Genomic DNA, 15870 nt, shown 5'->3' on the forward strand with positions numbered 1-15870 from the left:
CATAAAAAACAGCCGGACTTAACGGCTATTTTTTATGATGTAGTTTTTATCCTTTTTGGTTGATTTGGTTGATTCATCCAGGATTTCATCTTATTTAGATTCGCTTGTGTAGGATTTAGTATTTTCCCATTTTCATATCTCGAAAGGGTAGTATGAGCAATACCGATTTCCTTAGCGGCAGCCGCTAATTTCAGATTCCGACTTACTCTCACCTTTCTTATATTTTCAGGGGTTACTTCTAATATTGTCTCTGAAGTGGAGGCTACTTCGCTCTCAGTCATATTTTTAAGAAGTGCGGCAAAGTTCATTTCGTCATATTGCTGAGATTCCATTTCAAGAACCAATTGGTTTTCTCGTGCCGATTCCGTAATATCGTCGGGAGGAATAATTTGCACCTTATTTAATAACCACACTTCTTCAAACCAACGTTTGTTTTTTTCAATGATGCTTTCATCAAATCCTAAATAAAGCCATTCCCTTATTACACCATCCTGCTGAAGTGTATCCAGGATATTTTCAAATTGATCTCTTACTCTGGAACCATAGCGGGTATTTTCTTCAATCCCCATAACATTAAGAAGCCCTTTATCTCCACCAATGCTATAAGGCCTTAAATAGTCCGCTCCTTTTTGTCGTATCCTCCATTGCCATGAAAGATACCTTGCCAACCGTTTATGAAACTTTTGTTTAACTGGATTATATTGAAGAGTTTTTAGAGCCAATAATCCGCTACTCTTCTTAGATCCGTATAAAAAGTTAGCTAGCAGTTCACCAGGCTTTATTTTACACTCATATATCCCTACTGGCTTTGAATCCCTATAGGCTACTGTGATGCTATCAAGAATGAAGAGGGGGTTAAATTGAACCTGCTCCAATTCATCAATTTCATTGTTCTCTACATCAACAAATTTTAGATTATCTCGCTCAATCCGAATCCAAATGGTCGTTAGGGCAGCTAGCCGCTTCATAATATCATCACGTTCTTTTTTTCGGTAGCTAGTCTGATAACCGGATAATTCTTTTCGTCCCTGGACCTGCCTTAAATTCAGGGCATCATCAGTGTGGAAGTTAATCATTTGATCTTTGTGACTTGCCTGTTTCATCCAAAGGATTGAAATAATATCGAATATGTCCGCGGTTAAATCATCCATTGAGGTAATGGCCTGTGCCGTAAGGTTTTTCCACTGCTGAATTTCCTCTGAAGATAATAAGTGAGGGGTATTCCCATCATCCCGAACTTGAGCAGTAGCTTGAACTGTTTTCTCTTGAATTTTGGCCGTAGGATATTCGGTTTGAACCACAAAGTCATTCTTACTGATTGTTTCCCTTAATTTATGGTACAGAAGGGCAGAACCTGACTCTATAAAGCTCTGATTAAGCAACTCTGTAACAAGTTCTTGATTATGGCTAATAGGTGCAGATTGATTACGCTCAAATTGTATGTAAGGTATCACAAAATCCCGGATTTCATTTTTATAAGAGTAGATCCAACTATCAATATCCTGCCAGTTTAAATTTTGCTCATTTGAAATTTTATCCAATATAACAAGAAATGCCTTTAATGATTGTGAAGGTTGAAATGTATTTTCGCTTTTCTCTTGTTTGAGTTTTTTTATATCTGCTTTCCATGCTGCAGAAAGGCCAGGATAATCAGGGAAAGTATTGGTTGCATATTCTTGAAACTTTTTATGTATCTCATTCAATTCAGACAACGCTAATTACCCTCCTTTTATATCTATCAATATAGTTAAGATTAAACAAATAACCGGTAAAGTCAATCTATCTAAAATGCACAAATTAAGCTCTTTCCTACAGTTTTTGACGCTTCGTTTCACAACAAAAGATTAGAAACCCGCTATAAAAGCAACTCTTTAATGCACAAAATTAGAAAGCATGACGTTTGCTCTCACAATGATGCACAAAAATTATTTTTGTGCATTTATTCATAGCTTTATGACGCTTGCTTTCACAATCATGCACAAATATTACTGGTGTTGTGCACAACTTTATAAGTTTTTAGTCCGGTTGTTCTACAGTAAAATGCTAAAAGTTTGTGCACAAAATAAAGATTATGACGTTAGCACTCACAGCAATGCACAAAAAGAGAAATTATGGAAAATATTTGCACGTTTTCAACTAAACTTTGACGTTTGCTTTCACAAGTATGCACAAAAGAGAACCGTTTCGACAAGAAACTTGTATTTTTGACGTTTCCTCTCACAGTAAGATGCACAGCTTTTTGTGCATTTTTTTTCAATCACTCTATATTCATATTTAAATTCCAGTAATATCAAGGTTTTTGAGATGCACAAAGAATTGGCCTTTGACGTTACCCCTCACGATGCCTTATTTTTTTGACGGTTGCTGTCACATTAAAAAGAAAAAGGTTTTTCTAAACCCTTATGGGACAAGGGATTGAGGGGATGCACAAGAGGGGAGAACTCTTTAATTAAGAAACTGATTTCACCAAAAACAAATTTGCTATAATCCAATTTAATATTACTAGGTGGGAAAGGGGGGTGCTCTATGTCTAAAGTTAAAATTGATGGTTTTCGTATGCATCAGGGTATTCTAAAAGAGTTTCACTTCATGCGGGATCAAAGCTTTGAGCGCCCGCCTGCTTCCGCGTACGTTGTTTATCTAACAATGCTTAAACAGATTGATGAGGAAAAGAACCCTAGAGGAATGTTAAAGGAATACAACCTTGCTTATTGGAGCAAAATTTTAAACATACCTTATTCTTCTTTATATTCCGGTAAACGCTATTTGGAAAAGCATAAGTTTGTGTCTGAAGAAATACATAACGATCTACCTGTACTTGTTTTAAAAGATGTGGAGAAATATAACAACCCGGGGTCTGTTGAGTCTGGAAAACTCAACTACCTGTTAATTCCCCATGCCCTTTTTAACACCAATATCCTTGCTGAAATGGTCCGGACTTCTAACCCAGAGGGGATAGAGCTTATTTTATCGTTACTTAACCAATTTCGCACCTCTATGTCTAAAAAGGATTCTTTCGAGTTGCACAAATTAAGACAAGCCAGGAATATGGCCACTCTAAAAAAACAACTCAATAAGAATGCAAAAAAGACTCGAGAGATTTTAAGCCTTCTTGGACCATTATTTAATATTGAATATGAAGGGGTAGAATTGCGCGGCAAACAAATTTGGGTAAGAAAAGTCTGGATCACGTTAAGGGAAGAATGTGTGAAGGAACAAAATGCAGAGGAATTTGAAATAGCTCATCTTACAGCTTCACTTTCTCATGAACTTAGTTACTTCCTTGATGGGCAAAAACTTAATTACAAACCAAGAGATTTAATAGATATCATGTTTTCCTTTAAGCAGGAAGTATATAACATTTTAAGCCCATTAAAAAACAAAGAGGAATTTAAAGTTAACAGTTTTATAAAAGACTATTTTATTTATTGTATAGATGAAATAGGTACATACATACACAAACAGAGGAAAGAACAAAAAACTTTTAGAATACATTCGCTGGGCGGTTTATTCAGGATGGTATTTAGAAACAATCTTTCCTCCCAGCTGCACAAACTCCCTTATGAATTAATACATGAGATTAAGGTAGATCATTTCCTAAGGACCGGCGATTTACCTAAATTCGCAAAATTTCATATTTAATTGCCCTGCTTTAAAAATACCGTTTCGGCAGGGCTCTTTCCCGTTCCATAAAATTCTGTAAATAACATTTTCAAGTGACAAAAGGACATAGGCAGCCCCTGTGTCCTCTTTTGTCGCATTTTAATTTTCGAATGTATTCCTGTGAATATGTGATTATTTCTATTGGGTATTAGTTAATATTAGGATTGTCTAATTATCTCCTTGTGTGTAATTGAATAAATCATTTGATTACTTCTTAATTTGTTATTGGTATGAAAAGCTAGCTGTAGTGGGGAAGGTCAAAGTCAACGGGGAGTAAGGGAGAAACCCAATTAAAAAATTCAGCTTATTTATTTTGTTTTTTTATTTTCCCTGGCTTTCTTTTAATTGTATATGGATGTTTTATATATTTATGTATTTATATCTTAAAAAAAGGACCTTCAAATTATGAAGGTTCGAAAAAAAATTATTTTACTTTTACACTAACGACTTTAAAGCCGGCTTTTTTTGCTTTCTTCGCAGCTGCTTTAATTAGTTTCAAATCTGCTGATTTATCTTTCTTGCTGTTCCTCAATTACCTCACCCTCACTCTAAATGAATTGTATCTTCAGTATTCTCAGTTTAGCTTAGAAATATACCAAAATAGGTTCTAAAACCCCTCTCCTTACTCTATACATCTATTAAGAATGGAAAAGTGGAAAAGTGGCCCTGTGATAAAAGCAAAAAAGAAGGGATGGGGGAGAGAGTGGGGTATATCAATCCGCTATTTAATGATTCAAGAATAGAAAAATCAAAACTGGCTGAAACACCAAAACCTAAAATAAAATCAAACAATAATAAGCGGGTTACACGAAAGGATAAAACTCATAATATTAAATTCCCGGTTTCCGATCTAACTCAAATGAAATTAAAATCACTCTGCAAACAGGCTGCTCGTATTTATCGAATCGAGGGGAAGCAACCTCTGAGCCAAACAAAGTTCAATACATTGCTTCTCCGATATGGGCTCTTAAATAATGATATATTGACCTGGAATCGTCCGTATCAGGATTCTAAAGTCTATATGCATACAAACCTCCTAGAAACGGAATACGCTGAAATAGGAGGCCCACATGGGCTTACAGTTAGGAAGAATATCTCTGACAGGAAAGTTGTTTATCATATCATGAATTCTGTCCTAAATTGGCTGGAAAGGGGAGGGAACCTTGAAAAAATCATATAGCAAATGGAACCTTCTTCAAGAGCAATTGGCGGGTTTTGTCGATAACAGAGGTTTACTTAAATTTTTAATGACTAATCGGAAATATGTAACTGTAAAAATCCCATATTATGATTATATTAGGGGGAAAGTTTTCATTGAGGATCTTCGCGATAACTTTAAAGATGAAGTGCCGATACAATTTGATTTTAGCCTTTTGTTGTACATGCTATATGATGACTTCTTAAATCAAATCAAGCGGGGGGCAAAAAACCAACAGATTGCCGATTATTTAATTGCCGGCACAAAATCTTATTTTCAAAAGAAGAAAAAAAAGAAACGAGTAATGAAACCAATTTCTAAAACCCTAATTGAATTCGAGACTATCGAGGAAGAGGAATATGATGAAGAAGAAGGCCAGACGGCCTTCCTGGATCTCCGTATGAAGGAATCAGAGATATTAAGAGCGGAAGTATTGATCCATGATTTACAGCCCTATTTTAAGGGGCAAATAGAAGTTTCAATTGAAGATGTGATAACGATTGTTTACCTGGACTTCATACAGAATATTAAAAAGGAAGGAAATTCGATAAAAGTTCAGCAGTCCATAATTGCTCACTTAAAACGCTTTTAACCAACTATTCATGATATAAGCATCCGCGTGATGCTTTTTTATTGGATATCAATTATGTAACCAAGTTTAATTTCCATCCACTCGTGAAACTTGTCAACGATTTTGATACTTTTTTTATATGGGTCCATGTAATGGATATGGCCAACAATTAATTCGTATCGCTGATTATTGTAGTGTGTAATAGATACTTCGGCATTTAACTCCATAGCTTCACATATTTTATTATCCAAAAATTCTAGGTGCTGCTCATCCAGTTCTGGATTAGGAATAAACTCTTGTTCATCTATAATTTTTTTAATGTTGTTGTTTAACTCTGGTAAAAAGGAAGCAGGCAGAAATTTTATAATACCCCGATCCTTAATTGTCATGATTCACTCACTCCTATTTATAGAACATTCGTTCTTATATTAACCCTTAATAATCTAAATTAACAAGGAAAAATATGAGAATATTAAGAGCTATTCCTTTACTTGCCTGGAAATTGGCTTTAACAATATTTTTCTCGAAAATTCAATAAATATTATGGTTAACCCTGGTTAACTTGGTTAACCTATTGGTATAATAACAATAAATGGTTAACCGAAAAGGAGGGGTTATATGTCAAATAAAACGTTTGGTGTCAAAGTTACCGAGGATTTATATAATAAAGTCCAAGCGAAGATTGATAACTCTGGAGTTACAGCAAAAGAATGGTTTGAAAAAGCGGTTGCTTTAATGGAAGTCCAAGAATTAAAAGAAGGTTCGCCTGATTATAAGCAGGATTTGTCCGAATTAGAAATTCACACCACACGAATATATGAATTGGTAGCTAATATGATTCAACGTGCCAATTACCTAAAGGATGATGCTGTACGGGCATTGACTGAAAAACTGGAAAGCCAGGAATCGACCATATTAAATCTTCAAACCATTGAGAAGGAGGTACGGCAGAAATTATCTGATTTCGAGTCAGTATCGGAACAAAAGGAAAAGGAAAAGAATGAGCTAATCGAGCAGATGCAAGGATTGCGTTCAATTAATTCTAATAATCAGGATTTAATAGGGGAATATAAAGAAAAAATTGATACTTTATCTACCTTAGTCAATCAATATAAAGGATATGCCACTGAAAATGCCGAAATAAAAGAACGCTTTGCCGCTGAAAAGGAATCTATGAGCGTTGAATTTCAGCAGAAAGAACGACGACTGGTGTCTTCTGTAGACGAATTAAAAGCGACTGTACGGGATCAACAGGAACAAATTGAAAAACTGGAACAAAATAATGAATCTTTGAAGGTAGAGCTTGAAAACCGAATAGCTCAATTAACCAATCAAAAAGATTTGGAAAAAGAGCGGGCTATACTTGAAGTAGAACGTAAATATCAAGATAAGTTGCAAGAGATTCATGAACAATACAATGAAAAGCTTGCCCGCCTATATGAAAAATTTGAAACTAAAGAAACTGGGAACAAGTTCAATAAGCCAAATAGCAAAAAAGGTGAAGCGTAATGCTCACCTTTTTTATGTCTTTAAACTGAATCTTCAAGGCAAGGGAAAAGGCTCGCTTAACCTCTGTATTATTAGAGAAAAAGAGAGAGCATCAAGACTAATATATTTACTGTAAAGGGCGTTTAATTATGAGCCAATTAACATTGATGTTCTATTTCTCCTAAAACTCATCCATAAGTTGTTTCACTGTTCTCCTGCCGGCCTCTTAATCTTCAACTTCTCTGCTCATTCCCCAAAAAAAGGATACTAAACAAACGCCTAAGCGCTGTTCAGTGCCCTTCGGTTCTTGGTTAGGCTCTAATTCCTTTTAAAATTGGTATCTCATTTTAATCTTATCTTCTAATTGTTTTTCTAAATGTTCTTTATTGTAAGTAGATATAATTTCTCTGATTTTTACTGGGAAAAGATTATTAATATCACTATTAAACTTTTCTCCATCTCTAGGAGATTTATTACCTTTTACTATTATTTCTCCATTTTCTTCTTCTACCTTTATAACTAATGGTTGGGATAATCCCGTTGTTCGCTTAACTTGTCCCCCTTCAATATAAACTTCTTCTATTAATATCCAAACATAAATTTCATTTTGATTTTTATTACTTCCTAAGACATCGAATACACTGATGATTTTCCCATTTTTAAGCCTAGGATTAAAAAAGTTTAATTCTAAATATGAGTTAATATTTTCTCTGTCTTTATCTGATAAAGAATAAGGTTCACCTTGGTTTTTACTACATCCAGTAAATAATAACAATATGATTAAAAATGGAATGTATTTATTCATAATTCTCCTTCCTGTTTTTCCAATTTTAGTACATTTTATCATAAATTTCTGCCTTGGTAATTACATTTTTTGTCGAATGAAAAACCTACTTTTTCTCTCAAATATAGTATATATTGGAAATTAAAGGAGGGTTATGGGGTTTTTTGGTATTAATCACAAAATTATGGTTGTGATATTAAGATATTAAAAGGGGAATGATGTCGATGCGAAATTTTACCATTTATTTTTTATCTATTATTTTGTTATTAACTTCTTTTACATTAATGCCTTCTAAAGAAGTGAAAGCGGAGATAAATATTAAAAAAAATCCATATATTCAAGCTTATTATACAGAAAATGCAATTTCAGAAACCAAAAATTCCACTTCATATTCTTTATTTAGCGAATCTGAAGAACTCGTTGATCCTGTTATAGAAGAAAAAATTATCTTAGAAACCTTGGAATATTACTATCAAGAAGATATTAAAGTAGCTGATTTGCTTTATAACATTACATCCGACGAAAACATTAGGGATAAAGTTTTATCTACAGAAAGACAAGACAAAATAGAGATAATGAATTTGATAAAAGATATTTATCCAACAATCGAAGGAGACAGCGAAAAAGAGTTACTTTACGGATACTTAGACAGATATGTTATAGGACCTGAAAATACAGAAGAAAATATACAGGAATTCATAGACCAAATTACAGAAAGAGATAATGATGGAGAGTTTAGTATTGCTTCAACATCTACTTATAATGGTACCGGAGCAGGTAACTGGGCATATAACAATTATAATAAATACAGTACTAACTATCCAAGATTCACAGGAAGTTTTGGAACCGATTGTACAAACTTTGTATCCCAAGCAATGCATGTAGGTGGAGGTAAACCTAAAGCAGGAAATTGGACAATATCTAAGAAAAACTCTACTTATTGGGTAATTAATAGTGCTGCTGAATTAAACTATAGTTGGAAATTAACTGATCCAAGCCCGTGGATTAGTGTAAAAACATTTCGTTCTTATTGGAACCCAAAATCTAAAGTACACTCTTTTAGTACTGATTATTATAGAGCAAATCACAAATCTATTTATTCTAGGAATATATTAAAAGGTGATGTAGTTATCTTGCACAAGGGGGTTGCGGGTTTTGTAACTACACCTACTCATCTAATGATTATTTCTGCGTACGATTCCTACAATAAAGACTTTCTTTTAGCAGGCCATTCTAGGGAAAGGCAAGCTTACCAGTTGTTAAATGCAATAAGTGCATATTCATATGTTGAAATTCTTGAAATACCATAATAATATTTAAACTAATTACTGCTATTCAATTAGCTCTTTACCTTTGATTTCTTTACCAAACATAATATCTTAATTAATCCTTACTCAACTACTTTTTAAATGCAGAAGGATTGGCTTTATAGTGAAGTCAAGGGAAGAAGCGGTTGAATTCCGGAACCGCAAGACACGGGGAAGGTCAGATTGAATTGCTACAAGTATTTTAGGTACCGTAAAAAAAGCCTGTCCCTTCCCGAACTTAGTCGAATATTCTCGACCAAATTCGCGTAGACAGGCTTTTTTATATGACGGCCGACTGTTCCTTCTTGAATCAAGCAGTTCAGATGCCAGGTTTGCCTTTTCCCGGCTTGTGTTTATATATAGTAATGAGACTTCTGGTGAAGTATGGCCGAGGAATTAAGCTTATGATCTTCAACAATTGCGCCCGTTAATGAAACTCTTGTGGGAAAAAGAATTATCTAGCGTTTAAAGAATTAATGCAAACAATATAACAGGCAAAATCGCCAAACCGTTTTCGATCCTTCTCTACAATCCCTAGTTCATCTATCCAATCGGAGTCCCACCCCTGATTTTTCATATACCTTGCTAGTATTTTCAAGGTTGCCATGAAGTCATTATGTTGAATAGTCCTCGATGAATCAACATCTCTTCTTTCTTCAGTTGTTTGAACGCTCCAGTTAGCACGTGTACTTGCATAACTATTAGCTGACTTAACAACGTCTTCTAAGAGATCTTGAAAAACATCATCTTTTTGTTTTACATATTGTACAACTCTCAAGTGTAAGGCGGCAGCTTCTTGGAAGGTCAATCTATCTTTCACTTCTAAATAGTTTGTATAAGTTAACATATTGCTACCTCGCTTGACTTCATTCAGTCACTCCATTTTTTTATTAAAGTCATTCATCATATTTTCCCCACGTTTTTCGATACAAAAATTAACATGTTCCAAAAATCGAATTATATCAAATTCATCTTTGGGCAAAAGATGTATATTAGAAGCTAAATGATTTTCCCAATATGGAATGATTTCGTACTCTGTATCTACATAACAGCTGAGATAATATGTGTTAACAAAATCCCTCCATTCCCCGATAGGCTCTAAAGAACCACCTTGAAGTAACTTCAACCCCCAATCCCAGTAATCATAGTGTTTACGTCCAGCATTAAATCCTTTCGGCACAGTAACAATGTTTCCAATTGTATGAGTTAATACTGCAAACCTTTGTAATTCTTCTAAATTATGAACTTTAGAAAAGAACTCAAAGTTTATAGTTAGGAACTCTACCCATTTCATTCCCTTATGAACTTTTAGGAAAGGAAAATGATTTTTATAATACGTTAAATATTTTTCATGAATTACCTCATACTCTTCAGAGACAAATGGAGCATATCTGATATTTGGAGTTGGATTTTCTTCTTCATAGATTGGAATTGTTAACGGAGATACATCTCCCTTTTTAACTGTTCCATTAGGCATAAATATTTTAGGATACATTATTTGTAAATAACATTTATAAGTTATGAAAAAAGAATTAGCTATGTCTTTATAATCTGAATTTAAATTAGGAAACAATGTTCTAAATACGTTCTCAATTAATTGATAATTTTCAATATGTCCTCGTTTGAAATTTTTGTAATTAAAATAGTCATCGCTTTTATCACGATAATTTTTATCATCCCTTGCCAATAAAAAATTCTTAATTGGATTTCCATCATCGATGTAATTACTTCCGAGTAGTATCTTTTTTAAATCATAGTTTGCTGTTAAATTTTCCATTTTAATTCCGCCTTTTCGTTATTTTCCGACTATAAATTCGGTCCTTTTTTTCTATATCTTCAACGAAAATAAGTTCCCCGTCATTCACAAGACCTTCCAACGCAAAGCAAACTTTCACATATTCCTTGGGTTTATTGGTAGAAAATCTTTCTTTAGATATTTTCCCGCTTTTAATTAATTTTTCGCAAATATCCATTACGCTGATTTGTTCTTCATTTATTAATTCCAGTATGTCTAGCTGAATAGAGGAAAGGGGAGAGGGGGAAGCAGCAACTATTTGTTTTTCATCAGCAAATAAATCATCGAATGTTAATTGGCTCATTGTTCAACTCCATATAATTTTTCAAGTAATTCAGTAAATCTTCTTCCATAATTAACAGAAAAGGAAGCTATTGGTCTTGACGCTCTCTCCGTTTATCTAATAACTCGGAGGCTAATCTAGCTTTCTCCCGACTCGTATTGATGTAAAGCAACGCGACTTCCGGTGAACTGTGGCCAAGCTGCGACATGATCAATGGCAGATCTCCATTTGTTTGCTCAGCTAAGTTAGTTGCATACGTGTGTCTTAACTTATGCGGGGACATTCGCTTGTCAAAAGCTTTTGTAAGGTTATATATAATGTCCGTTATGGCACGATTGGTAAGCGGCTGCGCCTTGCCTTTATAGAGCTTAACAAAAACAAATTCATTTACTCCATCACCAGCTTTATATCTTTCCTGTCTGACTTCCAGGTAAGCTTTGAGATCTTCAAGACTTGAAGGAGTTACTGAAACAGTATCCTTTTTATTTCCTTTCCGAATAACGCTGATTTCTTGTCCTGTAAAATCGATATCCTTTAAACGTAAGTTGGATAGTTCGTTGACCCGGATACCGGAGCCCAAAAATAGGGATGCTATACTAATATTTCTCTCCATATCTCTTACGAAATATGTTTTTGCCTTAGGGGAAAGGGAGTGAATATGTTCAGTTTTTATATAATCTATAAAATCCAGGTCTCTATCATTTACAAAGATATTTCCAGTGATTTTTTTTGAACGTTCATTTAAAGTTTCAGTCACTTTGGTAACTTCAATTTTCCCCATAACATTTCGGTGGAAATAGGGTTCATTATTCTTTAATTCAGCTTCTACAGTCAAATATTTAAACAAAGAGCGGAGGGAGGATTTATGACGGTTTACAGTCTTAGGATCAATCTGTTTGGTTATGTCCTCATTAGTGGAAACTTTATATTTTTTCCGGCCGATAAATTTAAAATAATTCCTAGCATGTTCTAAAGATAAGTTTTCTAGAGTTTGAGTTGAAACATTCTTAATATGATCAACATCAGCAATACCTTCAGAAATAAGCCAGTTTAAAAATTCGCGATAGTCTCGTACATAGTTAAAAAGGGTGAGCGGGGAGCGGATATCTTGTTTAGCATCTACATAGCTTACTATGTAGTCAGGCATTTCCTTTAATAACCGCTCTAATCTCTTTTCGTAGTATTCATGCTGTTTTGATAGAGCCATATTGCACCTCGCAATTCAAAAAATACAAAGCGAATCATGTTGGGTGGGTTTCTATGATAATACCAGAACAATTGTTCGTATAATTCAATTTTTACGAATTATAGATGATTTTCATTTCGTTTTGCCTTTCGTTGAAGGAAATCAGAGTAGTAAACCAATGTAAGACTTGCCAAGATTAAGGACATACACAAAATAAATTGATCCAAACTTGATGTTTCATTAACAAGGAATAATTTGTACTTAATGGTTTCTACTTTATCCTTGTTTTCAATTGAATAATTACTTAAAGCGGTATTTATCAATTCTATCTCATCTTGATTGATAGTCTTATTATTGTTAAACTCAACACTATTTGATGCACTTGAAAATGTTACAAATGCAATTAGAACGAGTAGTCCTCCGTAAAGACTCCTGAGAAACCAATGTTTATTCTTATCCAATGCCAAAGGGACCATAGTTCCGGCTGCTGCAATGATAAATCCTATAATAACTAGATATTTATATATATTTAGTTTTTCTATCCAATGGAAAAGAAAAACATATATTAAAGTCGCAAGAGCTCCAATGGCTAGTAAAAATATAAAGATCAGGAACCCTTTTACTAATTTCGGGTTTTTTTCAACAGTAATCTCTTTTAAAGTGGTAAAACAAAGATAAAAAAATACTATTATTGCACCTACCATTAATGCTATTCCTTCATTTGAAAAAATAAAATAACCTAATGCTGTACAGGCAATAAACAATCCTAAAATTCCTAAAATAAATGGAAAAAAAGAAAATTGTAGTTTGATTTTCATAATAATTCTCCCCAGATCATTAAGGCATAAATTTATTAATAGAGTTAAACAAAATTCTATTTAAACACCGCTTTTTAAAATAAGACGTCCTATTTCAAATATTGCCGCAAACTCAACAGAAGTTACTTTATCTAAAATTTTCTTATCTTGTATTCTCCTGAAATATTTACCATCAGTATAAATTTCATCATATACAAGTGATAGGTCTAGCTCATCTGTAATATTCATAGGTGCTTCATTATTAATAATATTCATTACTGTTGAATGGTTACCATTCGTTACGTATCCAATATTCAAAGGGTAAATATGGACAACCCTATGATTTAATGGGTCAACTTCCCACTTAGATCCAACCTTTTCTCCTACATTTTCAAACGCGTCACACAGACGATTTAAATGCCAAGGGAAAGAGAATATTAACGAATTAGATGGATTAATAGTTGTCCTGGTTAGTCTATTAGAATAGTTAATGAGTCTTCCGGTACTGTCATCTTTCATAAATCGGTAGTTCTCATTACTATTTTTTAAAAAAAGGTGTTCAAAAGCAAAAGCACTGTCGCGTGACAAGGGTGTACCTTTAATGCATTTATTAATTACATCGAATTGATAGGGCTTTCCTAAAGCATATACTAAATCATATATCCTTGAAGGTGAGTCACTCTTCAATAGACTATTTGCAACAAACATTATAGACTGGAAGTTTTCAAAATTATTATTATTTAAATTTTTGCCCTTTTTCCTTAGAAAGTTAATCATTTCTATACTTCTCCTCCAAGATCACTTATAAAATTTAATAATCTTTGTTATTCTCCATGTGAATTCTCTTCAAAAAGTGCATTTTAAATGTAAAACCAATATATCTACATATCAATCAAATATGGTAGGAAACCAAATACACCGTACAAACAAAGAAATGTTATGGCTGAATACAATGCTGGTTTGGCGTAATGAGGCTTGTTGTCTTTCCATAGAAAATAAATCATAAAACCAATAGGAAACAGTAGAAAAGAGATAATAATTATATTTCTTTTATTTCTCCTTGTCTTCCTAATTCGTCTCACATTAGACTCAGCACAATTTCCACATATCGGTGTCCTGTGAGAGTTCATATAAGGTCTACCACAACTCATACATCGGCGATGTCCATCCCTTACAAATTCACTCATTCAATGGCCCTCCTTAAATTTTTGTCCAGTAGATAAGTACTTAAAAGTGGTAACCTTTTTTGTTTAATAATTGATTATTAAATGAAATCTAACAGTCCAATAACATAAAATACTAGACCAACGAGTACAATTTCTATAAGTCGAATTCCCTCGTTTTTTCTTCTAAAGTGTTCATGGACAAAATAATAAATAAAGGAAAACCAAATATAAATAACATTTTTATCATCAACGTATTTTCTCCTTTTAAATAATTCCTTTATATGAATATTATACCAAATGGTAGTTTCATTAACAATTCGTAAAATAAGTATTATACGAATAGTTATCCGTTTTTTATCTTATACTTTCCACTGATTAAAATCCTGTTTTCATGCCCTAAAGACAGTCTTGAATGAAGTTAGGGTTTGATATATTTCCAAATGCTCTCCAACCTATAAAAATTTTAAAAAGGCATTACAAAAAGGCCTCCCATGAAAATGGGAAGCCACTATTACGAATAACATACTTGAATTCATGGACTTTGCTACGTAATTTAATTAAAAGGGGAAATGGGACTGTCAAAAGAATAGCGGGAATGATAGTCACCCTCCCCTAAAGAGGAATATAATCTATTTTACATGAAAATTTTTTTCTAAATCTTCAAGTGCCTCTTGAAAGGATGTTTTTGCTGCAACTGTACTTTCTTTGATTAAAGCTTTTTTTATCTCTTCTTGAATTGCTATTACATTTCCTTCATCAGCAATATCAACTAAACTATTAGCTGCTGCACAACGTACTCGATAAGATTTACATTTTAATAACCCAATAATTTTGGATAAGTAATCGGTTTCTGATAAATTATATAGACCTATATAAATAGCAAGGCGACTTAAGTTTCTTTTTTCTGTTTTTAGCTTTTCTTTAAGTACAGGGATTAATTTTTTTGTCTCCTATTTTTCCTAAAGCTTCTGCGACATAGGCTCGCACAACTTCATCTTTATCAGATAAGGAATCAATATGATAAGGGATAGATTTTTTGAATTTTATTCTCCCCAAAACCTCTGCTGCAGTTATTCTTACTAAACTATCTGTATCATTTAACTTTTCAATTACAGTAGTACCCACATCTTCTCCATCAAAATACGCTAGCTGTTCAACAGCCTCCATTCTTACTTCGCTATTTTATTATAAGTTAACTTCATTAACGTGTTTTTAGCTTTGTTTTCTGAAGGATACAAAGATAACAATTTTATTGCCTCTAATTCTACAAATAAATCTTGTTCCTTAGTATTACATAAAACTTTTTCTAATTTATCGATTTCTTGAGTTTTACCTATTTTTTCCTCAGAGTTCATATAATCATCCCCTAGGGAGTAGGTATCTCTAAGGCAGAGACACCATACTCTGTATCTTAATTAAATGACGCTCACTTTTCCAATATAATTATTGATTTCTTTTCTGTATATTTCTAGCTTTCCTTTGCTTTTCTTCTTTAATATAACGTTTCCCCTCTTTAGCAGACAAACTTTTATCTTTTGCTCGTTTACTTATTTCTGCCGGAGACAAATGGGATAGTCCTATATCCCTATGATTTTGTTTGCCTCCCTTAGAAAATAAGCTCTTACCCTTTGG

At 33.4% G+C, this 15870-nt stretch carries 16 protein-coding genes; 4 read left to right on the plus strand and 12 right to left on the minus strand.

The annotated features are described in order from the left end of the window. Positions 1-32: 32 nt before the first annotated feature. Positions 33-1712, minus strand: a complete 1680-nt coding sequence (locus tag D1B31_RS18095; protein WP_118923042.1) for a helix-turn-helix domain-containing protein — start codon at positions 1710-1712, stop codon at positions 33-35. Positions 1713-2526: 814 nt separating this feature from the next. Here D1B31_RS18095 and D1B31_RS18100 point away from each other — a divergent pair. Together D1B31_RS18100 and D1B31_RS18110 are read left to right on the plus strand one after the other, a co-directional pair. Then, a complete protein-coding gene (locus D1B31_RS18100) occupies positions 2527-3642 on the plus strand; it encodes a hypothetical protein (protein WP_118923044.1) in 1116 nt (371 codons plus the stop codon). 1184 nt (positions 3643-4826) lie between these two features. Next, a complete protein-coding gene (locus tag D1B31_RS18110; protein ID WP_118923048.1) occupies positions 4827-5453 on the plus strand; it encodes a hypothetical protein in 627 nt (208 codons plus the stop codon). Between the two features lie 38 nt (positions 5454-5491). Here D1B31_RS18110 and D1B31_RS18115 read toward each other — a convergent pair whose 3' ends face one another. Further along, positions 5492-5821 carry a YolD-like family protein gene (locus tag D1B31_RS18115; protein ID WP_118923050.1) on the minus strand — a complete coding sequence of 110 codons (330 nt, stop codon included), beginning with the start codon at positions 5819-5821 and terminating at the stop codon, positions 5492-5494. A 229-nt stretch (positions 5822-6050) separates the two neighbouring features. Here D1B31_RS18115 and D1B31_RS18120 point away from each other — a divergent pair, with 229 nt between their 5' ends. Next, positions 6051-6941, plus strand: coding sequence for a coiled-coil domain-containing protein (locus tag D1B31_RS18120; protein ID WP_118923052.1), 891 nt, complete (start codon positions 6051-6053; stop codon positions 6939-6941). Positions 6942-7248: 307 nt separating this feature from the next. Here D1B31_RS18120 and D1B31_RS18125 read toward each other — a convergent pair whose 3' ends face one another. Next, positions 7249-7725: a putative periplasmic lipoprotein gene (locus D1B31_RS18125; protein ID WP_118923054.1), complete on the minus strand. Its 477-nt coding sequence runs from the start codon at positions 7723-7725 to the stop codon at positions 7249-7251. Positions 7726-7928: 203 nt separating this feature from the next. Between D1B31_RS18125 and D1B31_RS18130 the strand changes: the two genes are divergently transcribed. Continuing rightward, complete coding sequence (locus tag D1B31_RS18130) at positions 7929-9014, plus strand: amidase domain-containing protein (protein WP_158587593.1); 1086 nt, start codon at positions 7929-7931, stop codon at positions 9012-9014. Between the two features lie 451 nt (positions 9015-9465). Here D1B31_RS18130 and D1B31_RS18135 read toward each other — a convergent pair whose 3' ends face one another. The 9 genes from D1B31_RS18135 to D1B31_RS25070 all read right to left on the minus strand — a co-directional run bounded on the left by D1B31_RS18135 (position 9466) and on the right by D1B31_RS25070 (position 15804). Then, entirely contained in the window at positions 9466-9858 is a 393-nt protein-coding gene (locus D1B31_RS18135; RefSeq protein ID WP_118923058.1) for a hypothetical protein, read from the minus strand. 27 nt (positions 9859-9885) lie between these two features. Continuing rightward, positions 9886-10788 (minus strand): hypothetical protein, encoded by a 903-nt coding sequence (locus D1B31_RS18140; protein WP_118923060.1) that lies wholly within the window; start codon positions 10786-10788, stop codon positions 9886-9888. Position 10789: 1 nt separating this feature from the next. Then, the gene (locus D1B31_RS18145) at positions 10790-11110 is read right to left on the minus strand and encodes a DUF3895 domain-containing protein (protein ID WP_118923062.1); all 321 of its coding nucleotides are present in this window, start codon (positions 11108-11110) and stop codon (positions 10790-10792) included. A gap of 67 nt (positions 11111-11177) precedes the next feature. Continuing rightward, the gene (gene xerS, locus D1B31_RS18150) at positions 11178-12296 is read right to left on the minus strand and encodes a tyrosine recombinase XerS (RefSeq protein ID WP_118923064.1); all 1119 of its coding nucleotides are present in this window, start codon (positions 12294-12296) and stop codon (positions 11178-11180) included. Between the two features lie 98 nt (positions 12297-12394). After that, positions 12395-13093: a hypothetical protein gene (locus D1B31_RS18155; RefSeq protein ID WP_118923066.1), complete on the minus strand. Its 699-nt coding sequence runs from the start codon at positions 13091-13093 to the stop codon at positions 12395-12397. A 60-nt stretch (positions 13094-13153) separates the two neighbouring features. Beyond that, the gene (locus D1B31_RS18160; protein ID WP_118923068.1) at positions 13154-13849 is read right to left on the minus strand and encodes a DUF6710 family protein; all 696 of its coding nucleotides are present in this window, start codon (positions 13847-13849) and stop codon (positions 13154-13156) included. 1310 nt (positions 13850-15159) lie between these two features. After that, positions 15160-15405, minus strand: a complete 246-nt coding sequence (locus D1B31_RS18170; RefSeq protein ID WP_118923072.1) for a HEAT repeat domain-containing protein — start codon at positions 15403-15405, stop codon at positions 15160-15162. Between the two features lie 2 nt (positions 15406-15407). Continuing rightward, positions 15408-15593 (minus strand): hypothetical protein, encoded by a 186-nt coding sequence (locus D1B31_RS18175; RefSeq protein ID WP_118923074.1) that lies wholly within the window; start codon positions 15591-15593, stop codon positions 15408-15410. Between the two features lie 88 nt (positions 15594-15681). Continuing rightward, positions 15682-15804 carry a hypothetical protein gene (locus D1B31_RS25070; protein WP_275670729.1) on the minus strand — a complete coding sequence of 41 codons (123 nt, stop codon included), beginning with the start codon at positions 15802-15804 and terminating at the stop codon, positions 15682-15684. Positions 15805-15870: the final 66 nt, after the last annotated feature.

Source organism: Neobacillus notoginsengisoli (assembly GCF_003515685.1).
Lineage (GTDB): Bacteria > Bacillota > Bacilli > Bacillales > Cytobacillaceae > Bacillus_D > Bacillus_D notoginsengisoli.